Below are 25,834 nucleotides of genomic sequence, written 5' to 3' on the forward strand. Positions count from 1 at the left end.
TCCGCTGTTTGATTAAGGGTGTACAATCACTCTTATTTTAGTTAATACTAAAATTATTTAGCTAGTTGTGCGAAGTGTTTTACAGTTCTAACAAGTTGGTTAGTGTAAGACATTTCGTTATCGTACCAAGCAACTGTTTTAACAAGTTGTTTGTCGCCAACAGTTAATACTTTAGTTTGAGTTGCATCAAATAATGAACCGTAGCTGATTCCGATAATATCAGAAGAAACGATTTCATCTTCAGTGTAACCGAAAGATTCGTTAGCTGCTTCTTTCATTGCTGCATTAATTTGTTCAACAGTTACGTTTTCATCAAGAACAGTAACAAGTTCAGTTAATGAACCAGTTTTTACAGGAACACGTTGTGCAGCTCCATCAAGTTTACCTTGTAATTCAGGTAATACTAAACCGATTGCTTTAGCAGCACCAGTTGAGTTAGGAATAATGTTTTCAGCTGCTGCACGAGCACGGCGGAAATCACCTTTTGGATGTGGAGCATCTAAAGTATTTTGGTCACCAGTGTAAGCATGGATTGTAGTCATTAATCCTTCTACGATACCAAATTTGTTTTGTAAAACTTGTGCCATTGGAGCAAGACAGTTAGTAGTACAAGAAGCACCAGAAATAACTGTTTCAGATCCATCAAGAATTTCATGGTTTACGTTATAAACAACTGTTTTCATTTCGCCAGTTGCAGGTGCAGAGATAACAACGTTTTTAGCACCAGCAGTGATGTGAGCTTCTGCTTTTTCTTTTGAAGTAAAGAAACCAGTACATTCAAGAACTGTGTCTACTCCAAGCTCGCCCCATTTAAGGTCTGCAGGATTTCTTTCAGCAGTTGTTACTACTTTTTTACCGTTTACTAAGAAATAACCTTCGTGAACTTCTACTTCACCTTGGAAAGTACCTTGAGATGAATCATATTTTAAAAGATGTGCTAACATTTTAGTGTCAGTTAAATCATTGATTGCTACTACTTCTAATTCTGGGTTTTCGATAATTTTTCTAAACGCTAAGCGTCCGATACGTCCAAATCCGTTAATACCAACTTTTACTGTCATTATAATTTCCTCCTCTAAATTTTAAGGATATTTATATATAAAGGGAAATCCCGTTATATCAAGTTCTTCGCAGCACCTTCATCGGTAATTAATATTGTGGAAGGTGGTGCTTTTTTTAAGTATGCACTAATTGCTTTTGATTTTGAGGAACCGCCAGCAACAGCTATTACATTTGGTACGGCCGTTAAGTTCTCCAGTCGAATCCCAATCGTTTCTACTTTATAGACAACTTCTCCAGCTTCATTAAAATAGTATCCAAACGCTTCACCAACTGCTTTTGCTTCTTCAATTTTTTCCATATTACTAGCATTAGTATTTCGGCGTTGTGCCATTGTAACGGCTTCGCCAATTCCGTGTACTAACATATCCGCAGATTTTATCAGGTTAAGCACCTCGCTGATGTGAGGATCTTTTATAATGCTTTTATACATTTCTTTGCTTACCTCATCTGGAACATATAAAACACGATGCTTGCTTGCCGTATGATCTGCCATCATGGCGCAAATGGTATTCGCTTGATTTTTTACATCTTCACCAATACCTCCACGAGCAGGAACAAACAATAATTCACCATCTGCAACATCTGGGGTTAACATCTCGGCTACAGAAGCCATAGTGGTACCTCCAGTAACTGCGATGATATTATTTCCTCCGAGAAGCGATTTCATGCAATTTGCTGTAGCAAGACCTAGCTCTTTTTTTACCCACGGGGAATGATCACTGTCACCGGCAACAATAATTACTTTACTGACATTGAGTTTCTTATGTAGTAGCTTCTCCATTTCATTAATACCTGTTACTTCCCTCATTACATTAGAAAGACTTCTCAACGTTTCTTGTCCGATCGAAGTGAGTGACATCCCGATATTAGAGATGAAGATTAGTTTTTGCTCTTTTAAAAATTCTACTTCACTTCGCAGCACTCTTTCCGTCAGTCCTAAGCTTCCTGCTAAGCTTCTTCTGCCAACAGGCTGCATACTACTAATGTATTGAAGAATATAATATCTTTTTTGCATAACTGTAAGTAAATCAGGTAATAATCTTTTCTGAATCTCAATAAATGAATACATGTTGTTGCTCCTTCACTTACAGTGGTCGTTAAAAGTCCCGCATAGACAATTTATGTCCCAGAGGCTTCAAAAAAAATGCTTTCCTGCTACAAAATTATTCTAACACCAGTACTAAATGAATTCAACTTATATGAGCCTATTTTTTATGAATTTTGACGAAAAAGTGAAGTTTTTTTAGACATTTATATGTGAAAATATTCACCTAACGTTTTAGAATGATGTAGATGTGATTCTTATTCTTATTTTATGGTTAGTAAATAGTTATTTATAAAAAAATACTTACATTTTATCAATAGTTTTAATGTTATAGTGGAAGATACAGATTTTTTTAAATATATGAAAAAAACAGAGACTAGTAGATAAAAAAGCTCAAGGGATTTTAAAATAAGATGGACTATTTATATTCATAACGAAATTTAATTAAAAACAGGATATTCTACCAATCTTATTTATTTGGAGGTTAATCATGCCAATCGAATTGTGGGTTTCGTTTATCATTGCTTCTATATTAATAATATCTGCGCCTGGACCAGCAGTAACATTTCTTATTACTACAAGTATAAATGACGGAAAAAGAAATGCTTTATCTATTATTCCAGGAGTTTTTTTAGGAGATTTAGTTGCAATGATTTTATCTTTTGCTGGCGTAGGAGCAATCATAGTTTCCTCCCCTACTGCTTTTCTAACTTTAAAAATTATTGGTGCGCTTTATTTAATTTATTTAGGAGTTAAGATTTGGATTGAATCAAAAGGAAAATCAAAAAGATTAGACCATAACAATAATACACACGAACAAAAAAAGTCATTTATAAAGGGCTTTTGGATATCTGTTTTAAATCCTAAAAGCATTATATTTTTCGCCGCTTTTATCCCTCAATTTATCAGTAATGAATATTCATATATTCATCAAATAACAATACTAGGTGCAACATATTTGTTCATAGGTGTCCTAAATGATGTAGCTTATACAGTTTTGGCTCACAAAATTTCAAAATTTTTAAAAGAGAGAATAGTTATGTGGGTTATTCGAATTGGCGCATTGAATCTAATTATCACTGGTTTCATTTTAACATTTTTAAAATAAGGCTGTGTTAAAGCTAATTGTTGATTTTGATACTTTGTTGATTGGAACGGAAGGCGTGAGACTCCTGCGGGATTTGCGAGACAGGCGAGACCCTGCAGGAGCGTAGCGACGAAGCGGCTCGGCGCTCGCCTCGCGGAAAGCGTGTGGTAAGCCTCGGAAAACCGAACGAAAACCTCTGCATTGCTTGGAGTGAAAGCTTGGTTAGGGAAAATAAAATAAGAGTTTTTTGGAGTATCGGACAAAAAAATGAAAACCTCCAAAAAACCCTTATTTATCAATAGTTTTAGCGCCCTCGGAGGGAATCGAACCCCCATTTCAAGAACCGGAATCTTACGTGCTATCCGTTACACCACGAGGGCAAATTAAGATACTGTAAATAAACAAATCTACAAAAGTTTCGCTTTCATATTATATGCTAAGTTTTCTATTTATGCAAGGCAATTATTGTTTAAAAAAAGCCTTATTGGATATGATGGTATAGATAACATAATAGAAATTCATTCGTTATTTAACCGGTGTCGAATGATTATTTACAACATCTAATAGTAATCGTTTGACCTTAATTGACCATCCGTGTATCATTAAGGTTACATACAGTATTGATCATATCATTACTGAAGAAACACATACTTAAAGACTCAAAAATGACTTTATCTTAAAAAGGAGGATTTGCAATGAATTTAATTCCTACAGTTATTGAGCAAACAAATAGAGGAGAACGTGCTTACGATATTTATTCTCGTCTATTAAAGGATCGTATTATTATGTTAGGAAGCGCAATTGATGATAATGTAGCAAATTCCATTGTATCTCAATTATTGTTTTTAGATGCAGAAAATCCAGAAAAAGATGTTTCCATCTACATCAATAGCCCTGGCGGAAGTATTACTGCGGGAATGGCAATCTATGATACAATGCAATTCATTAAACCAAAAGTGCAAACTATTTGCATCGGTATGGCTGCTTCAATGGGAGCTTTCTTACTTGCAGCAGGTGAAAAAGGAAAACGTTACTGCCTTCCAAACAGTGAAGTAATGATCCATCAGCCACTTGGTGGAGCTCAAGGTCAAGCAACAGAAATTGAAATTGCTGCAAAAAGAATTCTTTTCTTACGTGATAAGTTAAATGGCATCTTATCTGAGCGCACTGGTCAACCTATCGATGTTATTGCACGTGATACAGAACGTGATAACTTCATGACTGCTGATAGAGCAAAAGAATATGGTTTAGTAGATCATATCATTACACGTAATTCTTTAACGGATGACAAAAAATAAAACATTTTAAAACACCTCGCTTCTATGGCGAGGTGTTTCAGCGTGTAGACAAACCCACTTTTTGCAGAAACTTCAGGCTGATCGAAAACGTTTGTCTTTCGAGGCGTGAAGCCTTGGGAGGAGCGGCGACCAACAGGATGTTGGTCAGAACGACGTTGTCACAGGACGTGACGTACTTAGTCGTTCATCCTTTTGAGCATCCGAGTAAGGCGAACAACGAAGAAAGCGAGCGTTTGTCGATAACCTGAAACACCTCGTTTCTATAACGAGGTGTTTGTTTATATTATCAAATTCAGTTTACTTGCTCTCCTCGACGAAGGGCTTCTGCAATTTCATCTATCTTTCTTAAGCGATGGTTGATTCCAGACTTGCTGATATTTCCGGAAGATACCATTTCTCCTAATTCCTTTAATGTTACATCCTGATACGCTACTCTCAGTTCAGCAATTTCCCGTAATTTATCTGGAAGCACTTGTAATCCAACTGTCCTATCTATAAAACGGATATTTTCGACTTGTCTTAAAGCAGCTCCAATCGTCTTATTTAAGTTTGCTGTTTCACAATTTACAAGCCTATTGACGGAATTTCTCATATCACGTACTATCCGGATATCTTCAAAACGAAGCAAGGCCCCATGAGCGCCAATTATATTTAAAAACTCAGTAATCTTTTCTGCTTCTTTTAAATAGGTGATAAAGCCTTTTTTTCTCTCAAGAATTTTACTATTTAAACCGAATGAATTCATTAATTCACTAAGTGCCGTTATATGCTCTTTATACAAAGAGAATATTTCTAAATGATAAGAAGATGTTTCCGGGTTATTAACAGAGCCGCCTGCAAGAAATGCTCCTCGCAAATAGGATCGTTTACAACATTTTTTCTTGACAAGTTCTTTTGAAATTTCATGCGTAAACATAAATCCCTCAGTTAATATTTGAAGCTCTTCTAAAATTTCTTTTCCTTTTGTAGAAAGTCTTACAATATACACATTATTCTTTTTTAAGCGCATTTTCTTTCGAACGAGCAGTTCTACCGGTATGTCAAAATATTTTTTTATTAATGTATAAATTCTTCTAGCGATTGCTGCATTTTCTGTTTGAATGTTTACTACTAATTTTTGATTAGAAAATGATAAAGTGCCATTCATTTGAATAAGTGCAGATAGCTCTGCTTTTCCACAGCAATGTTTAACTTCAATTGTGGTTAATTCCTTTTTTGTCTCTGAAGCGAAAGACATTTCCTTCACCTCCAATCAGAAAAGCGCAGGCTGCCTTGCTCAGCCCCGAAGAAAAATGTTCTCTTGACTCAAAAAGTACTCTTTACTTTTAGAGTCAAGAGGTTATATTTCACAGGGGCTAGGCGCCGGAGCTAGACATCCATTTAACTTCAAAAACTTTATACTTTCTTACTTTGTAAGAAAAGCGCAGGCGCCTTGGTCCACTCCGATAAGCAAAAGATGAGCTGAGATAGAGTTGTATTTAACTACCATCTCAGCTTAGCTTTTGACCTCGGATAATATTACTTTGTGATTACACGACTTTTAGACCTATTATCCAACTGCCTCTTCCCTAGTATCCTAATGTAGTAAACATTATATACCCAAAAATATGGTTTGATATATTCGTTTAGCTTTAAGCCTGTTCATTGATTAAGGAGTACAGTATCTTCGCTACTTCTACAGTGTTATGGCGAATCACACCATCTTCCAAGCTTATGATATCTCCTGCAATGACTTTTAATTCCAGTTTTTCTAACCTATCTGTATCAAAGTTTACCGGTTTCGCTTTTTCCTCATTGTATCTTTCTTGTATATTGTCCGGAATATTTTCTCTATTTACAAGTATCGTATCAATAAACGGCTGTTTCATATGTTCATAGATAGCCTTTACATGATCACTTGCCGTATAGTCCAATGTTTCGCCTGCTTGTGTCATTATATTGCATATATACACTTTTTTAGCAGAAGCCTTAAGGATTTCTTCTCCTATTCTTGGTACGATCAAGTTCGGTAAAATACTTGTATATAAACTGCCTGGACCAATTACAATTAAATCTGCATGACGAATGGCCTGAAGCGCTTCTGGTAAAGGGGTAGAATTTTTCGGTTCTAAATAAACTTCTTTTATCTTCTTTTCACTTTGAGGAATGCTCGATTCTCCTGTTACGACTGAACCATCTTCCATTAAAGCTTTTAGAACTACACTATGATTTGTCGCGGGTAATACTTTTCCCCTTACATTTAACACTTTACTCATTTCTTGAATGGCATACGTAAAATTTCCGGTTATTGATGTCATTGCGGCAATAATTAAATTTCCTAATGAATGACCAGAAAGTTCCTTGCTATTAGAAAAACGGTGCTGAAACATCTCCTCAATTAACGGCTCTACATCAGACATTGCAGCTAATACATTTCGAATGTCTCCTGGAGCAGGAATATCAAGATCGTCTCTTAATCTGCCAGAGCTTCCTCCATCATCAGCGACTGTTACAATTGCTGTAATGTCAACAGGATATTTTTTTAAGCCTCTTAGTAAAACGGATAGACCGGTACCTCCACCGATGATTACTATTCTTGGCTGCTCGCTTTCACTCATGTTTACAGGTCCTTTCTCCTCTTCATATCACGATGAGTAAATTCTACATGATACTCTTTTTCGAAATGGCGTCCAATGTATTCCGATAAAGCAACAGAACGATGCTGCCCACCTGTGCATCCGATTGCGACAACAAGCTGGGATTTCCCTTCTCTTTTATATTGGGGAAGCATAAAAGTTAATAAATCGATTACTTTTTCAAGAAATTGATTTGTTTCTGTCCACTTTAATACATAACCAGATACATCGGCATCCAGGCCGGTTTTTGGTCTCATATGTTCAACGTAATGAGGATTTGGTAAAAAACGCACATCAAATACTAAGTCTGCATCAATAGGAATGCCATGCTTAAACCCGAAACTCATCACATTTACTGTGAAGATTGTTTTTTTATTTGTAGCGAACTCTGTTAAAATTTTTTCCCGCAATTCTCTTGGTGAGCTTTGTGATGTATTGTAAATAACCTGTGCCCGACCTTTTAATTCTTCTAATAGTTCCCTCTCCATTTTAATCCCTTCAAGAGGAAGTCCTGAAGGTGCAAGAGGGTGAGATCTTCTTGTTTCTTTATATCGTCTAACTAATGTACTGTCTTCTGCATCTAAAAATAATATTCGAGGAGTTGCCCAGGATTTTGCCAAGTTATCTAGTGCACTAAATAAATGTTCGAAGAATTCTCTTCCCCTTAAATCCATTACCAACGCTACTTTATTCATCTTATTCTCAGATTCCTTTATAAGTTCAAGAAACTTTGGTAAAAGAGTTGGAGGTAAATTATCTACACAGAAAAAACCTAAATCTTCAAAGCTTTGAACGGCAACCGTTTTTCCTGCACCCGACATTCCTGTAATAATGACAAATTGTGTCTCATTCACCGCACTCATGTTCATTCCCCCTATTAAGTTCAGCTTGGATCAAGACGGTAGCTAATTAATTCAAAATCTGGCGTGTACGTAAAGGTTCCGTAAATAAGTCCGTTACCATGAACCATATAATCTAATATATGATAATCACCCTCGGCCATTGGCAGATTTCGTATCTCATTTAGATCATGCCATACAATTTTTCCTTCTTCCGATTCATCTACATGTATTCCATCAGAGTCGGTTGAAAAAAAGGTGAACATCATCCATTCCGATATTATTTTATCGCCATCTTTTATAATAAAGGTAAAAATCCCTTTAATATTTGGATTTCGTAAATAGATGCCTGTTTCTTCTCTAAATTCACGAATACATGAGTCTCTTACTGATTCTCCTGGTTCCATTTTCCCTCCAGGAGCTACCCACCAACCTCTTCTTGGTTTTTGTAAAAGCAATACTTTATTCCCTTTAAGCAACAAACAATTCGTCACACGCTGCATGATAAATCACCTCAATTATTTTGTAGAATACTTATGTAAAAACGCAGTAATTTATTGTTATTATTATACTATTATTAAGAAACACCCACAATAAAATGCGCTTTGGAATTCAAAAAGCCTAAACAAAGCGCTGGTCGATTTAAGACGCAAAAAATGCAAATCGACTAACTACGCAAGGTTGATTAACTCGCATCTTCGAGCATGTTAAGACATCGGCACTAGAACATTCTTAAGTCAAAGCTTAATAAAAAAGCAGAGCATCTGCATAACGAAGTATACTCGCCCCTTGATTTACACGTCTTAAAAATATTCAAATTGAGCATAAAAAAAAGAGGGTGCCCTAATAAAGGTTCACAGTACCAGCTACAATGGCAGTCTGACCTTACTTTAGAGCATCCTCGGAAAAGATATATATCTTAAAAGGGGGTCAATTTCTATTATAATTATACGCGAAATATATTTCACTATTGTTACAGTAAAATTAAAAGGTTTTAACACTTTTATTATTACGCTTTTTGTTTTAAAGACTCCATCAGCTCTTCTACATAATGTTGTGCACTTTGGGCTGCAATACTTCCATCCCCTGTTGCTGTTACAATTTGGCGAAGAGTTTTCTCACGAATATCTCCAGCAGCAAAAATTCCTGGAACTTTCGTTTCCATACTCTCATTGGTTTCAATATAGCCATTTTCATTCGTAATACCTAAAGCTTCAAAAGGTTTCGATAAAGGCACCATTCCGATATAAATAAACACTCCGTCTGCTTCTAATTCTTGTTCTGTATTGTCAACAGTAGAAACAAGTGTTACACTGCCAACTTTGCCGTCTTTTTCGTTAATTTCTTTCACTGTATGATTCCAGATAAAATCGACTTTGTCATTATCAAAAGCTCTCTGCTGTAAGATTTTTTGTGCACGAAGCTCTTCACGACGATGAACAATCGTAACTTGTGAGGCAAAACGTGTTAAATACACACCTTCTTCAACAGCAGAATCTCCGCCGCCAATGACAAATAATCGTTTATTTTTAAAGAAAGCGCCATCACATACTGCACAATAGGAAACACCACGGCCTCCAAGTTCTTTTTCACCTGGCACACCAACCTTTTTATACTCTGCACCTGTTGAAAGAATAACAGCTCTTGCTTTATACTCTTTTGAGCCAGCTTTTACTGTTTTGTATTCTGTTCCGTCCACTATTTCTTTAATGTCACCATATGCATATTCTGCGCCGAATTTCTTCGCGTGATTAAACATTTTATTCGACAAATCTGGTCCTAAAATACTTTCAAATCCAGGGAAATTTTCGACATCTTCCGTATTGGCCATTTGACCTCCTGGGATACCCCTTTCGATCATTAAGGTAGATAAATTAGCACGAGATGTATAAACAGCGGCTGTCATTCCCGCAGGTCCAGCACCTATAATTATAACGTCATAAATTTTTTCTTCTGTCACAACAATCAACTCCTTTTTCAAAATAACAACTAACCTCTATTGTTTTACTATTAAAAACTGCTTATACCTATACGTTTTCATGTAAATGTTAAGCTGTTTTATTTTGCATTTATAGTATGACCATCTACTTCTATCCTATATAACAAGGTGATAATAGTCCAAAAATCTGCTCATTAAAAAACAGCAGAAGGTTTTTATTTTAAGCTGTTTTCATATAGATTGTTGCTTTTAAACTCGCAGCCTGAATACACTTCGTCCGTTTAGCGAGCGTCGAGCCTCCTCGTCGCATACGCTCCTGTGGGGTCTCGTCTTTCTCGCATTCCCCCAGGAGTCTACGTGTATTCAGTCTGCTGAGTTTTACGTAAAAAACAACAAACTTTGAGAAAACAGCATTATTTTAAGCGTATTAACTTAAATGTTGTTTAATTAGTTTGATGTATCTTTGCAAAGTTGATGGTGATAAGCCGTATGAATCAGCTGTTTCTTGTTGTGATATTTTTTCATCTCTGTATTTATGCCATATATAATCCATCGCTGCTGCCCAAGCGCTGCTATTTTTCATTGTTACCCCCGCTTTATGAAGTTCAATAAAGACAGAAAACCACATTAAATATAAGCCCGCTTCAACGGTTCCTATTGGCTGGTGTTTTTTATACATCATTTCAGCCGTGCTATGCGCACTTAATAATAGTGGATCTTCTATTTTATATCCTGTTTTAACAAAGGAAAGATACTGTACCTCTAATGGGGAAAGAACCTGATTTTCCTGTATGTTTTTTGCTGAAAGGATTTTTTCTTTATAGGAAGAAATACTTGTTAAAAACAAAGCAAATAATCTTTCTTCTAAATGATTGCTTTCCAATCTTTTTATAATAGACGTAAGATTATCTTCAAAACCATTTACTTTATCTTCACGTTTATTCCAAGGTTCATATCCTTTTTTCTCTGGATTTTCTGCCACTACTTTTTCCCATAATATTGCGGCAAGATTTTCCCTGCCTGTATAGTAGGCTGCATACGAAAACCAATAATAAAAAGAAGCGTCTCCAGCAAATCCTTGTTTATGAAGTTTTTTTAACCAAAAGAAAGCTGAACCATATTCCCCTACTAAAGCAAATGTAGTTCCAAGCTTAAATTGATGATCAGTTGATATCGGTTTAATTTTTTGCAGTATGTCGGTTAATTGTTTAACATTTGACTGCTCATTTTCATAGTATGCAAATACCAATTTATTGCATAGTGCATGTAAATTCCCTACATTTTTTTCGAAAACTTCATCAAGAATGTTGTTTGCTTTTTCTACTTCCCCTAAGTAAAAATAAGCTAATGCGAGGTTATTATACGCAGACCAATATTCAGGATAATCTTGAATAACTTTCGTTAACATCTCAACCGCTTTTGGGAAATGTCCAGATTCAAGCAATTGTCTCGCTTCTTCTTGCCTGTTAATCAAGTCATCTTCCTCATATGGTTCTTCTTCATGAAGTTCATCTGTTTCTAATGTCAACACTTCTAATAAATCCTCTGTTTCTTCAACAAATTCTCCATTTTTATCTAATTTTAAATATAGGTTTGCGTGATAATAAGCATCCTTAAAAAATCCTAAATGGGCATAATTATTTGCAAGGAAATAATAACATTCCACCATTTCTTCATCTAGTTCTTCCAGGACAAGATGAAGAAGCTTATTTGATTTTTGATATTCTCCAATATCTGCATATAGAATAGCTAGCTGGCAAACAATCATTGGTTCCCCCGGCTCTAATTGCATCGCTCTTTGCAAATATTTTAATGATTTATAATAATCTTTACGATGATATGCTTTAATACCTTTTGAAAAATAATATTCGCCAGTAGGATTAAATGTAATAAGTTGACCCATCGGTTTTACTATTTTTGAGTTTTTATTCATAAAATCCTCCATCTATATATTGCAGTTCCCCTTACTTAAGAAACTTACTGTAAATAGTTCAACTAATGTAGTATAACATATGTTAAAGCTTTCAGAGAAGACTCATTGATGGAAGTTTCAACTCTATTTAATCCTTTATTATAATGGTTCCGGGACTTTTTCGTATAGATTGTTGCTTTTAAACGCGCAGCCTGCATACACTTCGTCCGTTTAGCGAGCGTCGAGCCTCCTCGTTTTTCTCGCATTCCCAAAGGAGTCTACGTGTATGCAGGCTGCTAAAACGCTTTTCCAAATATATTATGTAAAAAACAACAAACTTTGAGAAAACAGCCTAAACAAAAAAGGACCTCCTATAAGTCGGATGATGAATGACTTATAGGACAGCCCCCTAAAATGCTTATTTTTCTTTATGACGAGTTTCTAATACGTTTAAAATTTCTGCAAACGGCAAGTTTTGCTCTCTTAATAAAACGAATAGATGATACAATAAATCAGCCGCTTCCCATTTTAACTCTTCTGTATCTCGGTTTTTAGCGGCAATAATAACCTCAGCGGCTTCTTCTCCCACTTTTTTGAGAATTTTATCGACGCCTTTTTCAAATAAATACGTTGTATAGGCACCTTCTGGGCGATTTTGTTCTCTTTCTTTTATCACCTGTTCAAGATTATGTAAGATTTGATAATTGGAAACTTCGAAGTCCGATGTAAGTTTATTTTGATAGATGCTTTCTGTAAAACAACTTGTTGTACCGTTATGACAAGCTGGTCCTGCTGGACTTACAAACACAACTAATGCATCTTTATCACAGTCAAATTTCATTTCGACAATTTTCTGTGTATTTCCACTAGTTGCCCCTTTATGCCAAAGTTCCTGTCTTGATCTACTATAAAACCATGTTTCACCTGAATCTAAAGATTTTAACAACGATTCTTTATTCATATAAGCTAATGTTAATACTTCTTTTGTGTTAACATCTTGCACGATAGCCGGGATCAACCCTTTTTCGTCAAATGCCAAGTCTTCGATATTCATCTAACAAGCACTCCTCTTTCTTTCAGAAATTCCTTCACTTCATGCACCGAAGTTTCTTTATAGTGGAAAATGGACGCAGCAAGCGCAGCATCTGCTTTTCCTTCTTGAAAAATCGTTTGAAAATGCTCGGCATTTCCTGCTCCCCCAGAAGCAATAACAGGTACAGTAACTGCTTCACTAACCGCTTTTGTTAAAGCTAAGTCAAACCCTTTTTTCTCTCCATCTGAATCCATGCTTGTTAAGAGAATTTCTCCTGCTCCAAGCTCTACTACTTCTTTCGCCCACGAGATAACATCCTTATCAACCGCGTTTCTGCCTCCATGCGTATAAACACGCCATGTGCCTAACTCTTGATCAAATTTTGCGTCAATTGCTACGACTATACATTGCGATCCGAAGAAGTTTGCTCCTTCCGTAATGAGTCCAGGGTTGGTAACAGCTGCTGTGTTTAAAGACACTTTATCTGCACCTGCACGCAAAATTCTTTTCATATCCTCTAAAGAATTGATTCCACCACCAACTGTAAAAGGAATCGCAAGCTCTGAGGCAACCTCTTTTACTACTTCTACCATTGTTTTTCTGCCTTCATGTGATGCTGATATATCAAGGAACACTAATTCATCTGCACCTTGTTCATCATAAAATCTGGCTAGTTCCACCGGATCACCAGCATCTCTTAACTGAACAAATTGAACTCCTTTAACAACTCGTCCATCTTTGACATCTAAACATGGAATAATCCTGCTTGTTAACATGAAACATTCACCCCTAATGCTTCCTGTACAGAAAAACGACCCTCATACAACGCCTTTCCAACAATAGCGCCACGAACACCAACATCGCTTGCTTCTTTTAATATTTTCAAATCGTTCAGATTGCTTACTCCACCTGAAGCAATCACTTCTTTTCCAGTCTCTATTGCCATTTCTTTAACTGCCTCTACATTTGGACCACTAAGCATGCCATCTGTTGCTATATCAGTAAAAATAAACGTTTCAGCACCAGCGTCAGCAAATCTTTTTCCAAGATCGACAGCACGGCTTTCTGATGTCGTGATCCAACCATGTGTTGCTACATAGCCGTTTTTTGCATCAATGCCCACTGCTATTTTATTTCCATATTTACGGATCATTTCGATTGCAAAGTCAGGATTAGATACAGCAATACTTCCAATGATGACACGAGTAATCCCATTATCTAAATAATGGACGATATCGTTTTCTGTACGAATGCCTCCACCGATTTGTACATTAACGCCTAATTTCTGGGCAGCATCAATAACAAAAGCATCATTTACTCTTTTCCCATCTTTTGCACCATCAAGGTCAACCATATGTATCCAATTAGCCCCTTGATCTGCAAAGCTTTTTGCCATTGCAAAAGGAGAATCTCCATAAACGGTTTCCTGATCATAATCTCCTTGCAGCAGGCGAACACATTTACCGCCGCGCATATCAATTGCAGGATATATTGTAAAACTCATTTTTTTCATCCTTTCTTCATAAGCTTTGTGAAGTTATTTAATAATTGCATTCCTAACTTACTACTTTTTTCAGGATGAAATTGCATCCCATAAACATTTTCTTTGCCGACAACTGCAGGTACTTCTTTATCATACGTACTTTTTGCAATGATTACTTCTTCCTTTGTTGCTGCATAATACGAATGAACAAAATAAGCATAATCATCTTGAATATTTTCTGTTAAGGCACATGTTTCGTTAAAGGCTAATAAATTCCAGCCCATATGCGGTACTTTATAGGAATTGCCTTCTTCTGTCACTCCTGGAAAACGAATCACTTTCCCTGGCAATAGTTTTAATCCTTCTGTTTGTCCATGTTCTTCACTTTCTTCAAATAGAAGCTGCATACCAAGACAAATGCCCAGCAATGGACGTCCGCTTGCAACATACTCGTGAATCATTTCTGTTAATCCAGATTCATTTAGACGAGTCATCGCATCTTTAAATGCCCCAACTCCTGGCAGAATTAACGCGTCTGCTTGCATAAGCTTTTCCTTATCTTCAGAAATAAAATATGGAACATCTAATCTCTCAAGGGCTTTACTTACACTAAATAAATTCCCCATTCCGTAATCAATAATGCCTAGCATCTTACAGCATTCCTTTCGTAGAAGGTACCCCTTTTATTCTTGGATCAATAGTTGTTGCTTCATCAAGAGCTCGAGCTAATGCTTTAAAAATCGCTTCTATCATGTGATGCGTATTTTGTCCGTAATGAAGGATTACATGTAAATTCATTCTTGCTTCCAACGCTAGCTTCCATAAAAATTCATGGACTAATTCTGTATCAAATGTTCCTACCTTTTGGCTTGGAAATTCTGCACGGAACTCCAAATGCGGACGGTTGCTTAAATCAACGACTACTTGTGCTAATGTTTCATCCATTGGCACAAAACTGTTTCCGTATCTTTTTATGCCTTTTTTATCACCAACGGCGTCTTTAAGAGCCTGTCCAAGGCAAATACCAATATCTTCTGTTGTATGATGGTCATCTACTTCGATATCCCCAGTTGCTTGAACTGTTAAATTGAACTGACCGTGCTTTGTAAACAGATCAAGCATATGATTCATAAAAGGTACACCTGTATCAATTTCTGCTACACCTTCTCCATCTACATTAAAAGATAATTGAATATTTGTTTCACCAGTTTTTCTGCTAATTGCAGCCGTTCTTCCCATGATAATCCCTCCAAAAACTTCAAACTAATCTAATCAGGCTGTCGACAAATTTCTTCAATCAACCTGAAGTTTCTGCTAAAACCACTTTGTCTACATTTTGAATCTAATTCTTGTTTCTTGACTCTATTGCTCTTGCATGTGCTTCTAAGCCTTCAAGACGTGCAAATGCCGCTATTTTCCCCGCATTTTCGTCATATGCTTGTTTACTGTAATAAATAACACTGGATTTTTTCTGATAATCGTCTACATTCAACGGGCTCGAAAACCTTGCAGTACCATTTGTCGGCAATACGTGATTAGTTCCGGCAAAATAATCTCCAACAGGTTCTGAGCTGTATCTTCCTACAAAAATGGCACCTGCGTGGCGAATAGTTCCTAATAGTTCAAATGGATTTTCCGTTATTATTTCCAAATGCTCAGGAGCAAGTGTATTAATCGTATCAACAGCTTCGTCCATTGTTTCTGTTATAATAATTAATCCAAAATCTTCAATAGATTGTTGCGCAATCTCTTTTCGCGGCAATGTACTTAACTGCTCCTCTACTTCTAACGCAACCTGTTCTGCAAGCTTTGCAGATGTTGTAACAAGGACCGAACTTGCTCTTGTATCATGTTCTGCCTGTGATAACAGATCTGCTGCCACTTCATTTGCATGTGCAGTATCATCTGCAAGTATTGCAATCTCACTTGGACCTGCGATCATATCAATATCCACATCTCCGAATACTTCCCTTTTGGCAAGGGCAACAAAGATATTTCCAGGGCCGACAATTTTATCTACCTCTTTAATAGATTCCGTTCCATATGCCAAAGCTGCAACCGCTTGAGCGCCGCCAACTTTATAAATTTCCTTTACACCTGCAACTGATGCTGCTACTAATACCGCACTTGGAAGCTTTCCATCTTCATTTGGCGGAGAAACCATCACGATTCGTTTTACACCAGCAACATGAGCTGGAATAACATTCATCAGCACAGAAGAAGGATACGCTGCCGTTCCTCCTGGTACATAAACGCCGACCGAATCTAAAGGCGTAACCTGCTGCCCTAAAATGGAACCATTCTCTTTTGTTACCATCCAAGAAGGCTTCAACTGATTCGTATGATAACTGCGAATATTTTCTGCTGCTTCTTTTATAATCGAAACCATTTCATCATCTACATCGTTAAACGCAGCTTCCATTTCTTCTGCGGATACAAGAAACTGTGTAATATTCGCTCGGTCAAACTTTTCTGTATATTCTTTTAATGCTGCATCTCCATTGGTTCTTACATTTTCAATAATTTGTTTAACAATTGTTCTTTGTTCTTCTGTTCCTGAATCTACAGAACGTTTTATGAAGATTCCCTCTCCACCATTTACTATTTTCATATGGCGACTCCCCTTAAACTTTTCCGTTACTATCTAGTTAATGAGTTTCCTTTTACCACATTATTTAATCGTTCTACTAAATCGCTGATTCGATTGTCTTTCATTCGATAACTTGCTGGATTAACAATTAATCGCGACGTTATATCCACGATTCTTTCATATTCTACCAAGCCGTTTTCGAGTAATGTTTTACCTGTTGAAACAATATCGACAATTCGATCGGACAGACCAATGATTGGTGCAAGTTCTATTGATCCGTTTAACTTGATAATTTCCACTTGTGAACCTTGTTCGCGGAAATAAGCTGCAGCGACATTCGGATACTTTGTTGCAACTCTTGGTGCAAAATCATTTAATTCTGTGTTTGGCAATCCGGCAACGGCTAAGTAGCAAGCACTAATATTTAAATCGAGCAGCTCGTATACATCTCTTTCTTCTTCAAGCATAACATCTTTTCCGGCGATGCCTAAATCGGCTACACCATGTTCTACATATGTTGGTACATCCATTGGTTTCGCTAAAATAAACCGGAAATTCTCTTCTTCTACATCAATGATTAATTTACGAGAATCATCAAATTCAGGAGGTAGCTTATACCCTGCTTCACGCAAGAGGTTAGCAGCCTCTTCAAAAATACGTCCTTTAGGCATGGCAATTGTTAATATATCTCTCATTTCACAACCTCCATTCCTGCTTTCCCAACTAATAACGTAATTTCATCATATTGTTTCGTACATGCATCCACATTTTTTACCCCATTTATATCTTGCGTTATGACTTTAATTCCTGCTGCTCTCTTTTCTTTTGCTAGTTCAAACGCTTCTTTTCTGCGGTCGCCGCTAAATAAAATGCAATGAATATTGTTTGTTCTTTCAAACTTTCCAAGTGCTTCTAATAAATGGTCGATGCGGATGGCAAAACCAGTTGCACCTGTTGATTTTCCAAACTTCCCGAGAAGCAGATCGTATCTTCCGCCACTTCCAATTGGAAAACCTACTCCCTCTGCATATACCTCATATAAAATTCCTGTGTAATAGCTCATATGACTTACTAGCGTTAAATCAAATTTCACAAACCCTTTTTCTTCATAATCCAATAAAATATCCCATAGCTGTTTTAATTCATCGATTGCTTTTTTGCCGATTCCATCTTCAATCAGCTCATAAGCAAGTTCAATTACTTCTTCGCCGCCTCTTAGTTTTAAGAATTGATACAATCTTTGTTTATCAATGCTCGATAAAGACAGATTATCAACATGCTGGCGGTAGCCTACATAATTTTTTTCGTACAAATATTTTGTTAAGGCATCTGCTCTTTCTTTTGTTCCTAAAATTTGCAAAAAGAAGTCTTGCACAAAGCCGATATGTCCGATGGATAGTTGAAAGTTTTTTACTCCTGCTTCTTGTAAAGAGGAGATCATTAACGCAATCCCTTCACCATCCGCACTAATTGTTTTATCCCCAATATATTCAACGCCTATTTGCTCAAACTCTGCTGGGCGTCCACCTTCACGCTGTTGAGCGCGAAATACGGACGCATTATAGGCAAGACGTAAAGGAAGTTCTTCACTTAATAGCTTAGATGCCGCAACACGGGCAATTGGCGCTGTCATATCCGGGCGAAGCACTAATGTGTGGCCTTGTTGATCTAACAACTTAAATAGTTGCTGATCTAAAATGGCTGAAGAAGATCCAACCGTTTCATAATATTCTAATGTAGGCGTTTCAATAAATTGATATCCCCATTTTTTAATATCTTCTTCCATTTTTCTTTTCACATTATTTTTTATTTCATATGTTTTTGGTAATGTATCTCTCATGCCTAAAGGCTTTTCAAACATAAATAAACTGCTCATATTCACACCTCATAAAGAATTTTCCGAATACTTTAGTTCGCTAATATGCTAACAAATTAAAGAGTTATCTGTAGTTTACTCTTCCTTCTTCTTTTGGTCAAGTAAAAAAAGACCATTTTTTACTGCTTTTCATTCTGGATTCTTTATTTTTTATCATGTGCAATTTTTTAATAAAGGCTACCCTGAAAAGTGTGGTGTTCTTGTGAGTAGTCCGCAGCCGGCATACACTCGCTTTCCATGGGGCGGGCGTCGAGCCTCCTCGCCGCTAGCGCTCCTGCGGGGTCTCGCGACTGTCCCGCTAATCCCATAGGAAATCTCATGCCCAATGTCATCAAGCTAAACTTCAAAAAACAGGAAAATAAGCAACTAAATAGGAAGTAAGGGTTTCCGTTCTGTTTTCCGAGACTTACCGCTCGCTTTCCACGGGGCGAGCGCCGAGCCTCCTCGTCGCTTTGCTCCTGTGGGGTCTCGTCTTTCTCGCTAATCCCGTAGGAGTCGAGCGGACGCCTCTCCAAACAAATTGGATATTTCTTTTACATAAAGGGTATCTAATTCCATGATATTTCACAGTTTAAAATTTATTGAATCTTAAGTTGATGACATTGGTCTCATGCCTGGAACGAAAATCAACAATGAGCTTTAACATAGCCTAACAAAAAAGGCAACTCTATAAAAAGTCACCTTATTGTTTTATTCTTCTACGATATAAGCTGGAGCATGTTTTTTCCGTTCTTTCATCTCTTCTGCTGAATAGATGATTGTCATCGGGTTGCCGCCAACAAAACTTCCTGAGGGCACATCTTTATGAACAAGAGTCCCTGCTGAAACAATCGCTCCATCTCCAATTTTTACGCCTGGCAAAATGGTCGAATTTGCACCAATCATTACTTCATCGCCAATTTCTATCTCACCTAATCTATATTCCTCAATTAAATATTCATGGGCAAGAATAGTCGTATTATAGCCAATAACTGTGTTTCTACCGACTTTAATCTTTTCTGGAAACATGATATCGAGCATTACCATTAAAGCAAAGGATGTTTGTTCCCCAATTTTCATTCGCAAAAAAGTACGATACAGCCAATTCTTGCAACGTAAAAATGGCATATATCTTGCTAGTTGAATAATGATAAAATTTTTTATTACCTTTAAAAAAGGTACGGTTTTATACACATGCCATAAGGAATTGGCCCCACTTACAGGGTAACGGGTTGTTCTTCTCATTCAGCCTTCACTTCAGGAATAGATAGTAGATCTTGCATTTCATCAAAAATATAATCTGGATTATATCCTTGTAAAAATTCTCTTCCTTTTAATGACCAAGCTACTCCCGCTGTTAACGTTCCCGCATTTTGACCGGCTTGGATATCATGATAATTATCTCCAATCATGATTGCTTCTTCTGGTTTTGCCTGCAATTTATCTAACGCTAAATGAATAGGTTCTGGATCTGGTTTTGCCTTTTTCACATGATCAATAGCGACAATAACCTCAAAAAACTCATGTAGTTTTGTCAGTTTTAGCCCCATATCGACTACATCTGATAACTTGGTTGTAACAATTCCTAATTTAAAACCTTGTTCTTTTAAAGCTTTAACGGTTTCATACACCCCGTCAAAAATAGTGACAACCTTATCATGATTAGCAAGGTTATAAGTTCGGTAGACCTTTATCATTTCTTCTGCTCGATCTTTATCAAGGGAGCTAAACACTTCCTTTAATGACGGGCCCATAAAAGGCAAAACATCTTCTCTTGTATATTTTCCAGGGTAATATTGTTCTAATGTATGAAGATAGGATGAAATAATTAATTCATTTGTATTAATTAACGTTCCATCCAAATCAAACAAAGCTGTATTTATCTTTGCAGCCATTTCACTCTTCCTTTCTTAATGGCTCTGTTAAACTTGCCTGTTGATTTCCGCTTCAGGCGTTCGATTTCCACGGGCGGTCCGGGAGCCTCCTCGGCGCTGTGCGCCTGTGGGGTCTCCCTCTGACTCGCTTTTCCCGCAGGAGTCTCACACCTTCCACTCCAATCAACATAGTGCTAAAATCAACAAGGAGCTTTAACATAGCCTTCTTAATAAAACCTCCAAAGAAACTCGTGCCTCGTCTCCCGCTATCTTACAAATTGGCGTAGCTCCGTCCCCTTTTCCATCTAAAAATCATTAATAATTTGTATCCAAATAGCGATGATTCGCCAAGCCGCTTTTTCTTCTGAACACGATTGTTACAATGGCAAAAACGATTAAACACAGCGAAATTAATTGCGCCATTCTAAAATCTCCAACTATTAAGCTGTCTGTTCTCAACCCTTCAATAAAGAAGCGACCAATCGAATACCAAATAACATACGACAAAAAGATTTCTCCTGAGCGCAAATTAACTTTTCGTAAAACAAGCAACAAGACAAATCCAATAATATTCCATAATGATTCATATAAAAACGTTGGGTGATAATAAACGCCATTAATATTCATTTGATTGATAATAAATTCTGGCAAGTACAAATTCTCTAAAAACGTACGACTTACTTCTCCGCCATGGGCTTCTTGGTTAATAAAGTTGCCCCAGCGGCCAATTGCTTGACCTAAGATGATGCTTGGCGCAGCGATATCTGCCATTTTCCAGAACGAAATATTTTTTCTCTTCGTAAATATGTATGTTGTGATAACAGCACCAATTAAGGCACCATGAATCGCAATGCCACCAAGCCATATTTTCGGAATATCACTCATATGCTGGCTATAATAATCCCACTCGAATATTACATAATAGATTCTAGCTGAAATAATAGCAATTGGAATGGCCCATAGCATTAAATCCGGAAAATCATCTTTATGCAACCCTCTTCTATTGCCTTCCCTGATCGCTAATAAAAGTGCAAGAATTAATCCTGTTCCGATTATCACTCCATACCAGCGAACATCAATTCCACCAAGTGAAAAAGCAATAGGATCTATTGGCTGTATTTCTTTCACGTTCTTTCCTCCTTAAACATATACGTCCTTCTACCATTTCTAGGTTTATAGGCAAAATCTACTCTTTATCTGAAATAACATTAGCCAGTTTATTTGTAAATTGCTCGGCTGCATTTACGCCCATTCTTTTTAATCGGAAATTCATGGCAGCAACCTCAATAATAACCGCTAAATTTCGCCCAGGACGTACTGGTATTGTTATTTTTGTTACTTCTGTATCGATTATTTTCATTTTCTCTTCTTCTAGACCTAATCGATCATACTGTTTATTTTGTTCCCAAAGCTCCAATGACATAACAATGGAAATCTTTTTATAACTGCGCACTGCTCCTGCACCAAATAATGTCATCACATTTATGATGCCTAATCCGCGGATTTCTAATAAGTGTTCGATTAATTCTGGCGAGTTGCCGACAATGGTATTTTCATCTTCTTGACGAATTTCAACACAGTCATCTGCTACTAATCGGTGCCCACGCTTTACTAATTCCAGTGCCGTTTCACTTTTCCCTACCCCACTTTTTCCCGTAATCAAAACACCCACGCCATAAATATCTACTAATACACCATGCACAGCAGTTGTCGGTGCTAATTTTCTTTCTAAAAAGTTCGTTAATCTACTGGAAAATAACGATGTTTTTTGTTTAGAACGCATAACAGGAACAGAATATTGCTCCGATGCCTCGATTAATTCAGCTGGTACCTTTTTATTTCTTGTAATAATGATTCCTGGTGTAATATCACTGCAAAGTCGACCTAATCTCGACTTTTTTTCATCATCGCTTAATTTACTTGCAAAAGAAAGCTCCGTTTTCCCTAATAATTGAATACGCTCTGCTGGATAATAGTCAAAATAACCCGCCATTTCTAAGCCAGGTCTAGATATATCACTGACCGTAATTGGTCTATTAATCCCTTCTTCTCCACTTACTAATTCTAAATCAAATTCCTTAATAACGTCTTTTATTAATACTTTCGCCAATGGAGTTCCTCCTTAAAAAGGTTCAATGCTGTTTAGACTCCCTATACATTCTAGTTCATTTAAACATTCACTTTATTTTAGCATTATTCACCAAATTTATGCTAGATTCCTTATCTAAAATCAGAATAAACGTAGTAAATCCATGCTATTCACTGCTTAAAGTAATGGCTCTGTTAAACTTGCCTGTTGATTTCCGTTCCAGGCGTTCGCTTTCCACGGGCAGTTCGGGAGCCTCCTCGTCGCTGTGCGAGTCAAAGTAAAAAAGAAATGGATGTTTTAAAAAGGCTGTTTTCGTATAGATTGTTGCTTTTAAACCCGCAGCCTGAATACACTTCGTCCGTTTAGCGAGCGTCGAGCCTCCTCGTCGCATACGCTCCTGTGGGGTCTCGTCTTTCTCGCATTCCCACAGGAGTCTACGTGTATTCAGTCTGCTGAGTACCTCTTTTCCCATTTTTCATGTGAAAAACAACAAACTTTGAGAAAATAGCCTTTAAAAAAATCGACCTGCTTGAACCTTTATCCAGTCATTTCGTCATTAATGAGAAAAAAGCTGTCTCCTATAAGTCAGATTTAACGACCTTCAGAAATCAGCTCCTTCTCACTAAACAATATTAATTTTTACTCTTTATTTTTTCTTAGTATTGTACTTTGAACAATCAAGTTAAATAAAGATAATAAAATACTAAAAAACATACTCATTCCAAAACTTGATATCTCGAAACTGTCTCCCATTAACTGGGCAGTTAAATATAGTGTTATTGCATTAATGACAAATAAAAATAATCCTAAAGACAGTATTGTTACAGGCAATGTCAATAGTATTAATATTGGCTTGACAATAATATTTAACAAAGAAAGGATAATACTTGCTCCAATTGCCGCACCAATCCCTGATAAATAAAAGTAATCTTGAAAAAGTCCTGCAAGCGCAATAAAAAATATTGCATTGATGACAATACCAACTATCCATCTCATCTAACTTTACACCTCATTTGGCAAAACAAAAATTAATAGTAAATAAATTAATACTAACGGAAAAAAACCGGTTGGAATCAACGCAATCAGAAATATAACTCTTGCAAGATTCGCATTTATATTAAACTTTTCTGATAGCCCACCAATAACTCCTGCTAATTTTCTATTGTTTCTAGAACGGGTCAACTGCTTCACTTATTATACGCTCCTTTCTTCTTAACTTTGCTGCACAATTTTTTGTATTTTTATAGACCCTGTTTTTGTATTCGCATCAATTATTGTACGCTGTGGTTTGGATTGTATAGATTGAAACTGAAGTGTCTTTTGCAGAACCTCATTTTTTTCCTCTATTATTTGTATACCCTCTAATTCTACATTAAACCCTCCAAAATTCGTTTTTAAGCTTCCATTGACAGCTAATTCATCCGAAATATTCACTTCTATGCTTCCGGTTGTTCCCTTTAGATCAAGGTACTCACATTCTTTCGAGTGGTTTGTACATACTAAATTACCATTAAAAGATTGTACATCCACTTTGTTAAAGTGCCCTTCCACCTTTATTGCGCCATTAATTGTTTCTGCATCCAGTTCTTCCACGATGCTTTTTTCCATTTCAATACTGCCGTTTGCTGCATCTGCTTCTACTTTATTTATGCGGCCTGCAACGATTGTAATTTTGCCATTTGCTGTTTTTGTATATACTTGATCAGCTACTAGATCAAATGTTTTAATCGGCCCATTAAATAAACGAACCTTTACCGTTTTGTAAGCTGATTTTGGGATATATACATTTGTGTAAAGTTTCATCCATTTATGATGAACTTTTAGCTCTAATTTTTCTTGGTCTGCAGAAATATCCACTTCTTTTAAAAATGTTTGCTTAGCTTCCTCGTAATTTTCTACCCGATAAACTTTCGCTTTACATTCTACTCTAATTTCTTGATTATCCCATGGAATCAGCTCCACTTCTCCATTAGGAATATCGATATCGATATTTTCAGGTGCAAGATCCGTGTATTGAAAAATATGAGAAACTTCTTCATAATGACCAAAATTTAAATCAAGATCGACATCTTTTACTTTTTTTATCGTAGAATCTACAAATCCAAAAATTTTCTCTTTTGCAGATTGAAAATTAAAGGAAGGTGTTTCCTTGAATGTTTCCTTTTTCTTTTCCTGAAATTTCACTTCTGTCGCTAACTCATTTACGGTTTCTTTTTCATCTACTGCACTAGAGTGAGCAAAGTCACTTTGATCTACTTTTTCTATTAAAGCAAGCGCTTCATCTACCGTTAATTTCCCGCTTTCTAGCAATTGTAAAATGCGTTTTTTCTCATCTGCCATTTTTTATTCCTCCATTCATATTATGTTAATCATCAAGAAGTAGATTCTATTTTTCGCCTATCATTTGTTTTACGGATTAAACTTCTTTTATAAACAACAATTGAATTCCCTTTACAAGATTCCATATAGAAACAATTGCATATAACAAACCCGATATAATAATAAAAGAAATAAAAAGAAATGGTTCAGAGTTTAAATTACCGTAGTTATCCATTATAAAAATAATAATAATTAGCAAAACTGGTATTAAAAGAACTAACTGAGATAGCAGCCCTTTTTTTGCATGTATTTTTACTTCTTTATCTTTTGTTGCAAAAAGAACTGCAATTGGAAAAATAATAGGTATCACAAAAATGCTTAAATAACAAAGACTTGCAAGCACATTACGGACATTCACTTCCATCCTCTCCTTTCTCTTTAATACGGTTTATCCGTCTTAAAGTTTCATTATTATAATCGGTTTGCACTTTCCATCCTTTTTATTTTATGTAAACATATACTCCTTAAGAATACTGTCCAATTTCCTTAACAAAAAAGACTGATTTTGTATAGATTGTTGCTTTTAAACTCGCAGCCTGAATACACTTCGCTTTCCGTGGGCGAGCGTCGAGCCTCCTCGTCGCATACGCTCCTGTGGGGTCTCGCCTTTCTCGCATTCCCACAGGAGTCTACGTGTATTCAGTCTGCTGAGTACTTCTTCTCCCATTTTTTCACATGAAAAACAACAAACTTTGAGAAGACAGCCACAAAAAAAGAAATGCACATGCATTTCT

The 25,834-nt window shown here is 36.5% G+C and carries 26 protein-coding genes and 1 tRNA gene; 2 read left to right on the forward strand and 25 right to left on the reverse strand.

The window, feature by feature from the left end:
- Window positions 1–53: 53 nt before the first annotated feature.
- Together gap and ACTYA4_RS04695 are read right to left on the reverse strand one after the other, a co-directional pair.
- A complete protein-coding gene (gap, locus tag ACTYA4_RS04690) occupies window positions 54–1,061 on the reverse strand; it encodes a type I glyceraldehyde-3-phosphate dehydrogenase (protein ID WP_443483275.1) in 1,008 nt (335 codons plus the stop codon).
- 53 nt (window positions 1,062–1,114) lie between these two features.
- Complete coding sequence (locus tag ACTYA4_RS04695) at window positions 1,115–2,131, reverse strand: sugar-binding transcriptional regulator (protein ID WP_445505566.1); 1,017 nt, start codon at window positions 2,129–2,131, stop codon at window positions 1,115–1,117.
- Between the two features lie 466 nt (window positions 2,132–2,597).
- On the opposite strand from ACTYA4_RS04695, the gene ACTYA4_RS04700 reads away from it, so the two are divergent.
- On the forward strand, window positions 2,598–3,215 hold the full coding sequence (locus ACTYA4_RS04700) for a LysE family translocator (RefSeq protein ID WP_443483277.1): 618 nt from the start codon (window positions 2,598–2,600) through the stop codon (window positions 3,213–3,215).
- A gap of 287 nt (window positions 3,216–3,502) precedes the next feature.
- On the opposite strand, the gene ACTYA4_RS04705 is transcribed toward ACTYA4_RS04700, so the two are convergent.
- A tRNA-Arg gene (locus ACTYA4_RS04705) sits at window positions 3,503–3,574 on the reverse strand.
- A 315-nt stretch (window positions 3,575–3,889) separates the two neighbouring features.
- Between ACTYA4_RS04705 and clpP the strand changes: the two genes are divergently transcribed.
- Complete coding sequence (clpP, locus tag ACTYA4_RS04710) at window positions 3,890–4,492, forward strand: ATP-dependent Clp endopeptidase proteolytic subunit ClpP (protein ID WP_443483278.1); 603 nt, start codon at window positions 3,890–3,892, stop codon at window positions 4,490–4,492.
- 292 nt (window positions 4,493–4,784) lie between these two features.
- Here the strand turns inward: clpP and whiA are convergent, their stop codons facing one another.
- The 22 genes from whiA to ACTYA4_RS04820 all read right to left on the reverse strand — a co-directional run bounded on the left by whiA (window position 4,785) and on the right by ACTYA4_RS04820 (window position 25,458).
- A complete protein-coding gene (gene whiA, locus ACTYA4_RS04715; protein ID WP_443483279.1) occupies window positions 4,785–5,729 on the reverse strand; it encodes a DNA-binding protein WhiA in 945 nt (314 codons plus the stop codon).
- 394 nt (window positions 5,730–6,123) lie between these two features.
- Complete coding sequence (gene mgfK / locus ACTYA4_RS04720) at window positions 6,124–7,089, reverse strand: gluconeogenesis morphogenetic factor MgfK (protein ID WP_443483280.1); 966 nt, start codon at window positions 7,087–7,089, stop codon at window positions 6,124–6,126.
- Between the two features lie 2 nt (window positions 7,090–7,091).
- Complete coding sequence (gene rapZ, locus ACTYA4_RS04725) at window positions 7,092–7,976, reverse strand: RNase adapter RapZ (protein WP_443483281.1); 885 nt, start codon at window positions 7,974–7,976, stop codon at window positions 7,092–7,094.
- A gap of 14 nt (window positions 7,977–7,990) precedes the next feature.
- A complete protein-coding gene (locus ACTYA4_RS04730; protein ID WP_443483282.1) occupies window positions 7,991–8,449 on the reverse strand; it encodes an NUDIX hydrolase in 459 nt (152 codons plus the stop codon).
- A gap of 506 nt (window positions 8,450–8,955) precedes the next feature.
- On the reverse strand, window positions 8,956–9,906 hold the full coding sequence (gene trxB / locus ACTYA4_RS04735; RefSeq protein ID WP_443483283.1) for a thioredoxin-disulfide reductase: 951 nt from the start codon (window positions 9,904–9,906) through the stop codon (window positions 8,956–8,958).
- Window positions 9,907–10,312: 406 nt separating this feature from the next.
- Entirely contained in the window at window positions 10,313–11,818 is a 1,506-nt protein-coding gene (locus tag ACTYA4_RS04740) for a tetratricopeptide repeat protein (protein ID WP_443483284.1), read from the reverse strand.
- Window positions 11,819–12,215: 397 nt separating this feature from the next.
- Window positions 12,216–12,851: a bifunctional phosphoribosyl-AMP cyclohydrolase/phosphoribosyl-ATP diphosphatase HisIE gene (gene hisIE / locus ACTYA4_RS04745; RefSeq protein WP_445505567.1), complete on the reverse strand. Its 636-nt coding sequence runs from the start codon at window positions 12,849–12,851 to the stop codon at window positions 12,216–12,218.
- Window positions 12,848–13,606 (reverse strand): imidazole glycerol phosphate synthase subunit HisF, encoded by a 759-nt coding sequence (gene hisF / locus ACTYA4_RS04750; protein WP_445505568.1) that lies wholly within the window; start codon window positions 13,604–13,606, stop codon window positions 12,848–12,850. The genes hisIE and hisF overlap by 4 nt, the downstream gene beginning before the upstream one ends.
- Window positions 13,600–14,334: a 1-(5-phosphoribosyl)-5-[(5-phosphoribosylamino)methylideneamino]imidazole-4-carboxamide isomerase gene (hisA, locus tag ACTYA4_RS04755; protein ID WP_443483287.1), complete on the reverse strand. Its 735-nt coding sequence runs from the start codon at window positions 14,332–14,334 to the stop codon at window positions 13,600–13,602. The genes hisF and hisA overlap by 7 nt, the downstream gene beginning before the upstream one ends.
- A gap of 5 nt (window positions 14,335–14,339) precedes the next feature.
- Window positions 14,340–14,963 (reverse strand): imidazole glycerol phosphate synthase subunit HisH, encoded by a 624-nt coding sequence (hisH, locus tag ACTYA4_RS04760; protein ID WP_443483288.1) that lies wholly within the window; start codon window positions 14,961–14,963, stop codon window positions 14,340–14,342.
- Between the two features lies 1 nt (window position 14,964).
- The gene (gene hisB, locus ACTYA4_RS04765) at window positions 14,965–15,552 is read right to left on the reverse strand and encodes an imidazoleglycerol-phosphate dehydratase HisB (RefSeq protein WP_443483289.1); all 588 of its coding nucleotides are present in this window, start codon (window positions 15,550–15,552) and stop codon (window positions 14,965–14,967) included.
- Between the two features lie 103 nt (window positions 15,553–15,655).
- Window positions 15,656–16,924, reverse strand: coding sequence for a histidinol dehydrogenase (hisD, locus tag ACTYA4_RS04770; RefSeq protein WP_445505569.1), 1,269 nt, complete (start codon window positions 16,922–16,924; stop codon window positions 15,656–15,658).
- 29 nt (window positions 16,925–16,953) lie between these two features.
- Window positions 16,954–17,598, reverse strand: a complete 645-nt coding sequence (hisG, locus tag ACTYA4_RS04775) for an ATP phosphoribosyltransferase (protein WP_443483291.1) — start codon at window positions 17,596–17,598, stop codon at window positions 16,954–16,956.
- Window positions 17,595–18,779 carry an ATP phosphoribosyltransferase regulatory subunit gene (locus tag ACTYA4_RS04780; RefSeq protein WP_443483292.1) on the reverse strand — a complete coding sequence of 395 codons (1,185 nt, stop codon included), beginning with the start codon at window positions 18,777–18,779 and terminating at the stop codon, window positions 17,595–17,597. The genes hisG and ACTYA4_RS04780 overlap by 4 nt, the downstream gene beginning before the upstream one ends.
- 690 nt (window positions 18,780–19,469) lie before the next feature.
- The gene (locus ACTYA4_RS04785; protein WP_443483293.1) at window positions 19,470–20,003 is read right to left on the reverse strand and encodes an acyltransferase; all 534 of its coding nucleotides are present in this window, start codon (window positions 20,001–20,003) and stop codon (window positions 19,470–19,472) included.
- A complete protein-coding gene (gene ppaX, locus ACTYA4_RS04790) occupies window positions 20,000–20,653 on the reverse strand; it encodes a pyrophosphatase PpaX (RefSeq protein ID WP_443483294.1) in 654 nt (217 codons plus the stop codon). Before ppaX ends, ACTYA4_RS04785 begins: the two co-directional genes overlap by 4 nt.
- Before the next feature lie 294 nt (window positions 20,654–20,947).
- Window positions 20,948–21,760 carry a prolipoprotein diacylglyceryl transferase gene (lgt, locus tag ACTYA4_RS04795; RefSeq protein WP_445505570.1) on the reverse strand — a complete coding sequence of 271 codons (813 nt, stop codon included), beginning with the start codon at window positions 21,758–21,760 and terminating at the stop codon, window positions 20,948–20,950.
- Window positions 21,761–21,818: 58 nt separating this feature from the next.
- The gene (hprK, locus tag ACTYA4_RS04800) at window positions 21,819–22,742 is read right to left on the reverse strand and encodes an HPr(Ser) kinase/phosphatase (protein WP_443483296.1); all 924 of its coding nucleotides are present in this window, start codon (window positions 22,740–22,742) and stop codon (window positions 21,819–21,821) included.
- A 618-nt stretch (window positions 22,743–23,360) separates the two neighbouring features.
- Window positions 23,361–23,717, reverse strand: a complete 357-nt coding sequence (locus tag ACTYA4_RS04805) for a phage holin family protein (protein WP_443483688.1) — start codon at window positions 23,715–23,717, stop codon at window positions 23,361–23,363.
- Between the two features lie 6 nt (window positions 23,718–23,723).
- Window positions 23,724–23,912, reverse strand: coding sequence for a PspC domain-containing protein (locus ACTYA4_RS04810; protein ID WP_443483687.1), 189 nt, complete (start codon window positions 23,910–23,912; stop codon window positions 23,724–23,726).
- 21 nt (window positions 23,913–23,933) lie between these two features.
- Complete coding sequence (locus ACTYA4_RS04815; RefSeq protein WP_443483686.1) at window positions 23,934–25,061, reverse strand: DUF4097 family beta strand repeat-containing protein; 1,128 nt, start codon at window positions 25,059–25,061, stop codon at window positions 23,934–23,936.
- A 76-nt stretch (window positions 25,062–25,137) separates the two neighbouring features.
- Entirely contained in the window at window positions 25,138–25,458 is a 321-nt protein-coding gene (locus tag ACTYA4_RS04820; protein WP_443483685.1) for a magnetosome magnetite crystal formation protein family, read from the reverse strand.
- Window positions 25,459–25,834 lie beyond the last annotated feature (376 nt).

Source organism: Niallia yueguangensis (assembly GCF_052663115.1).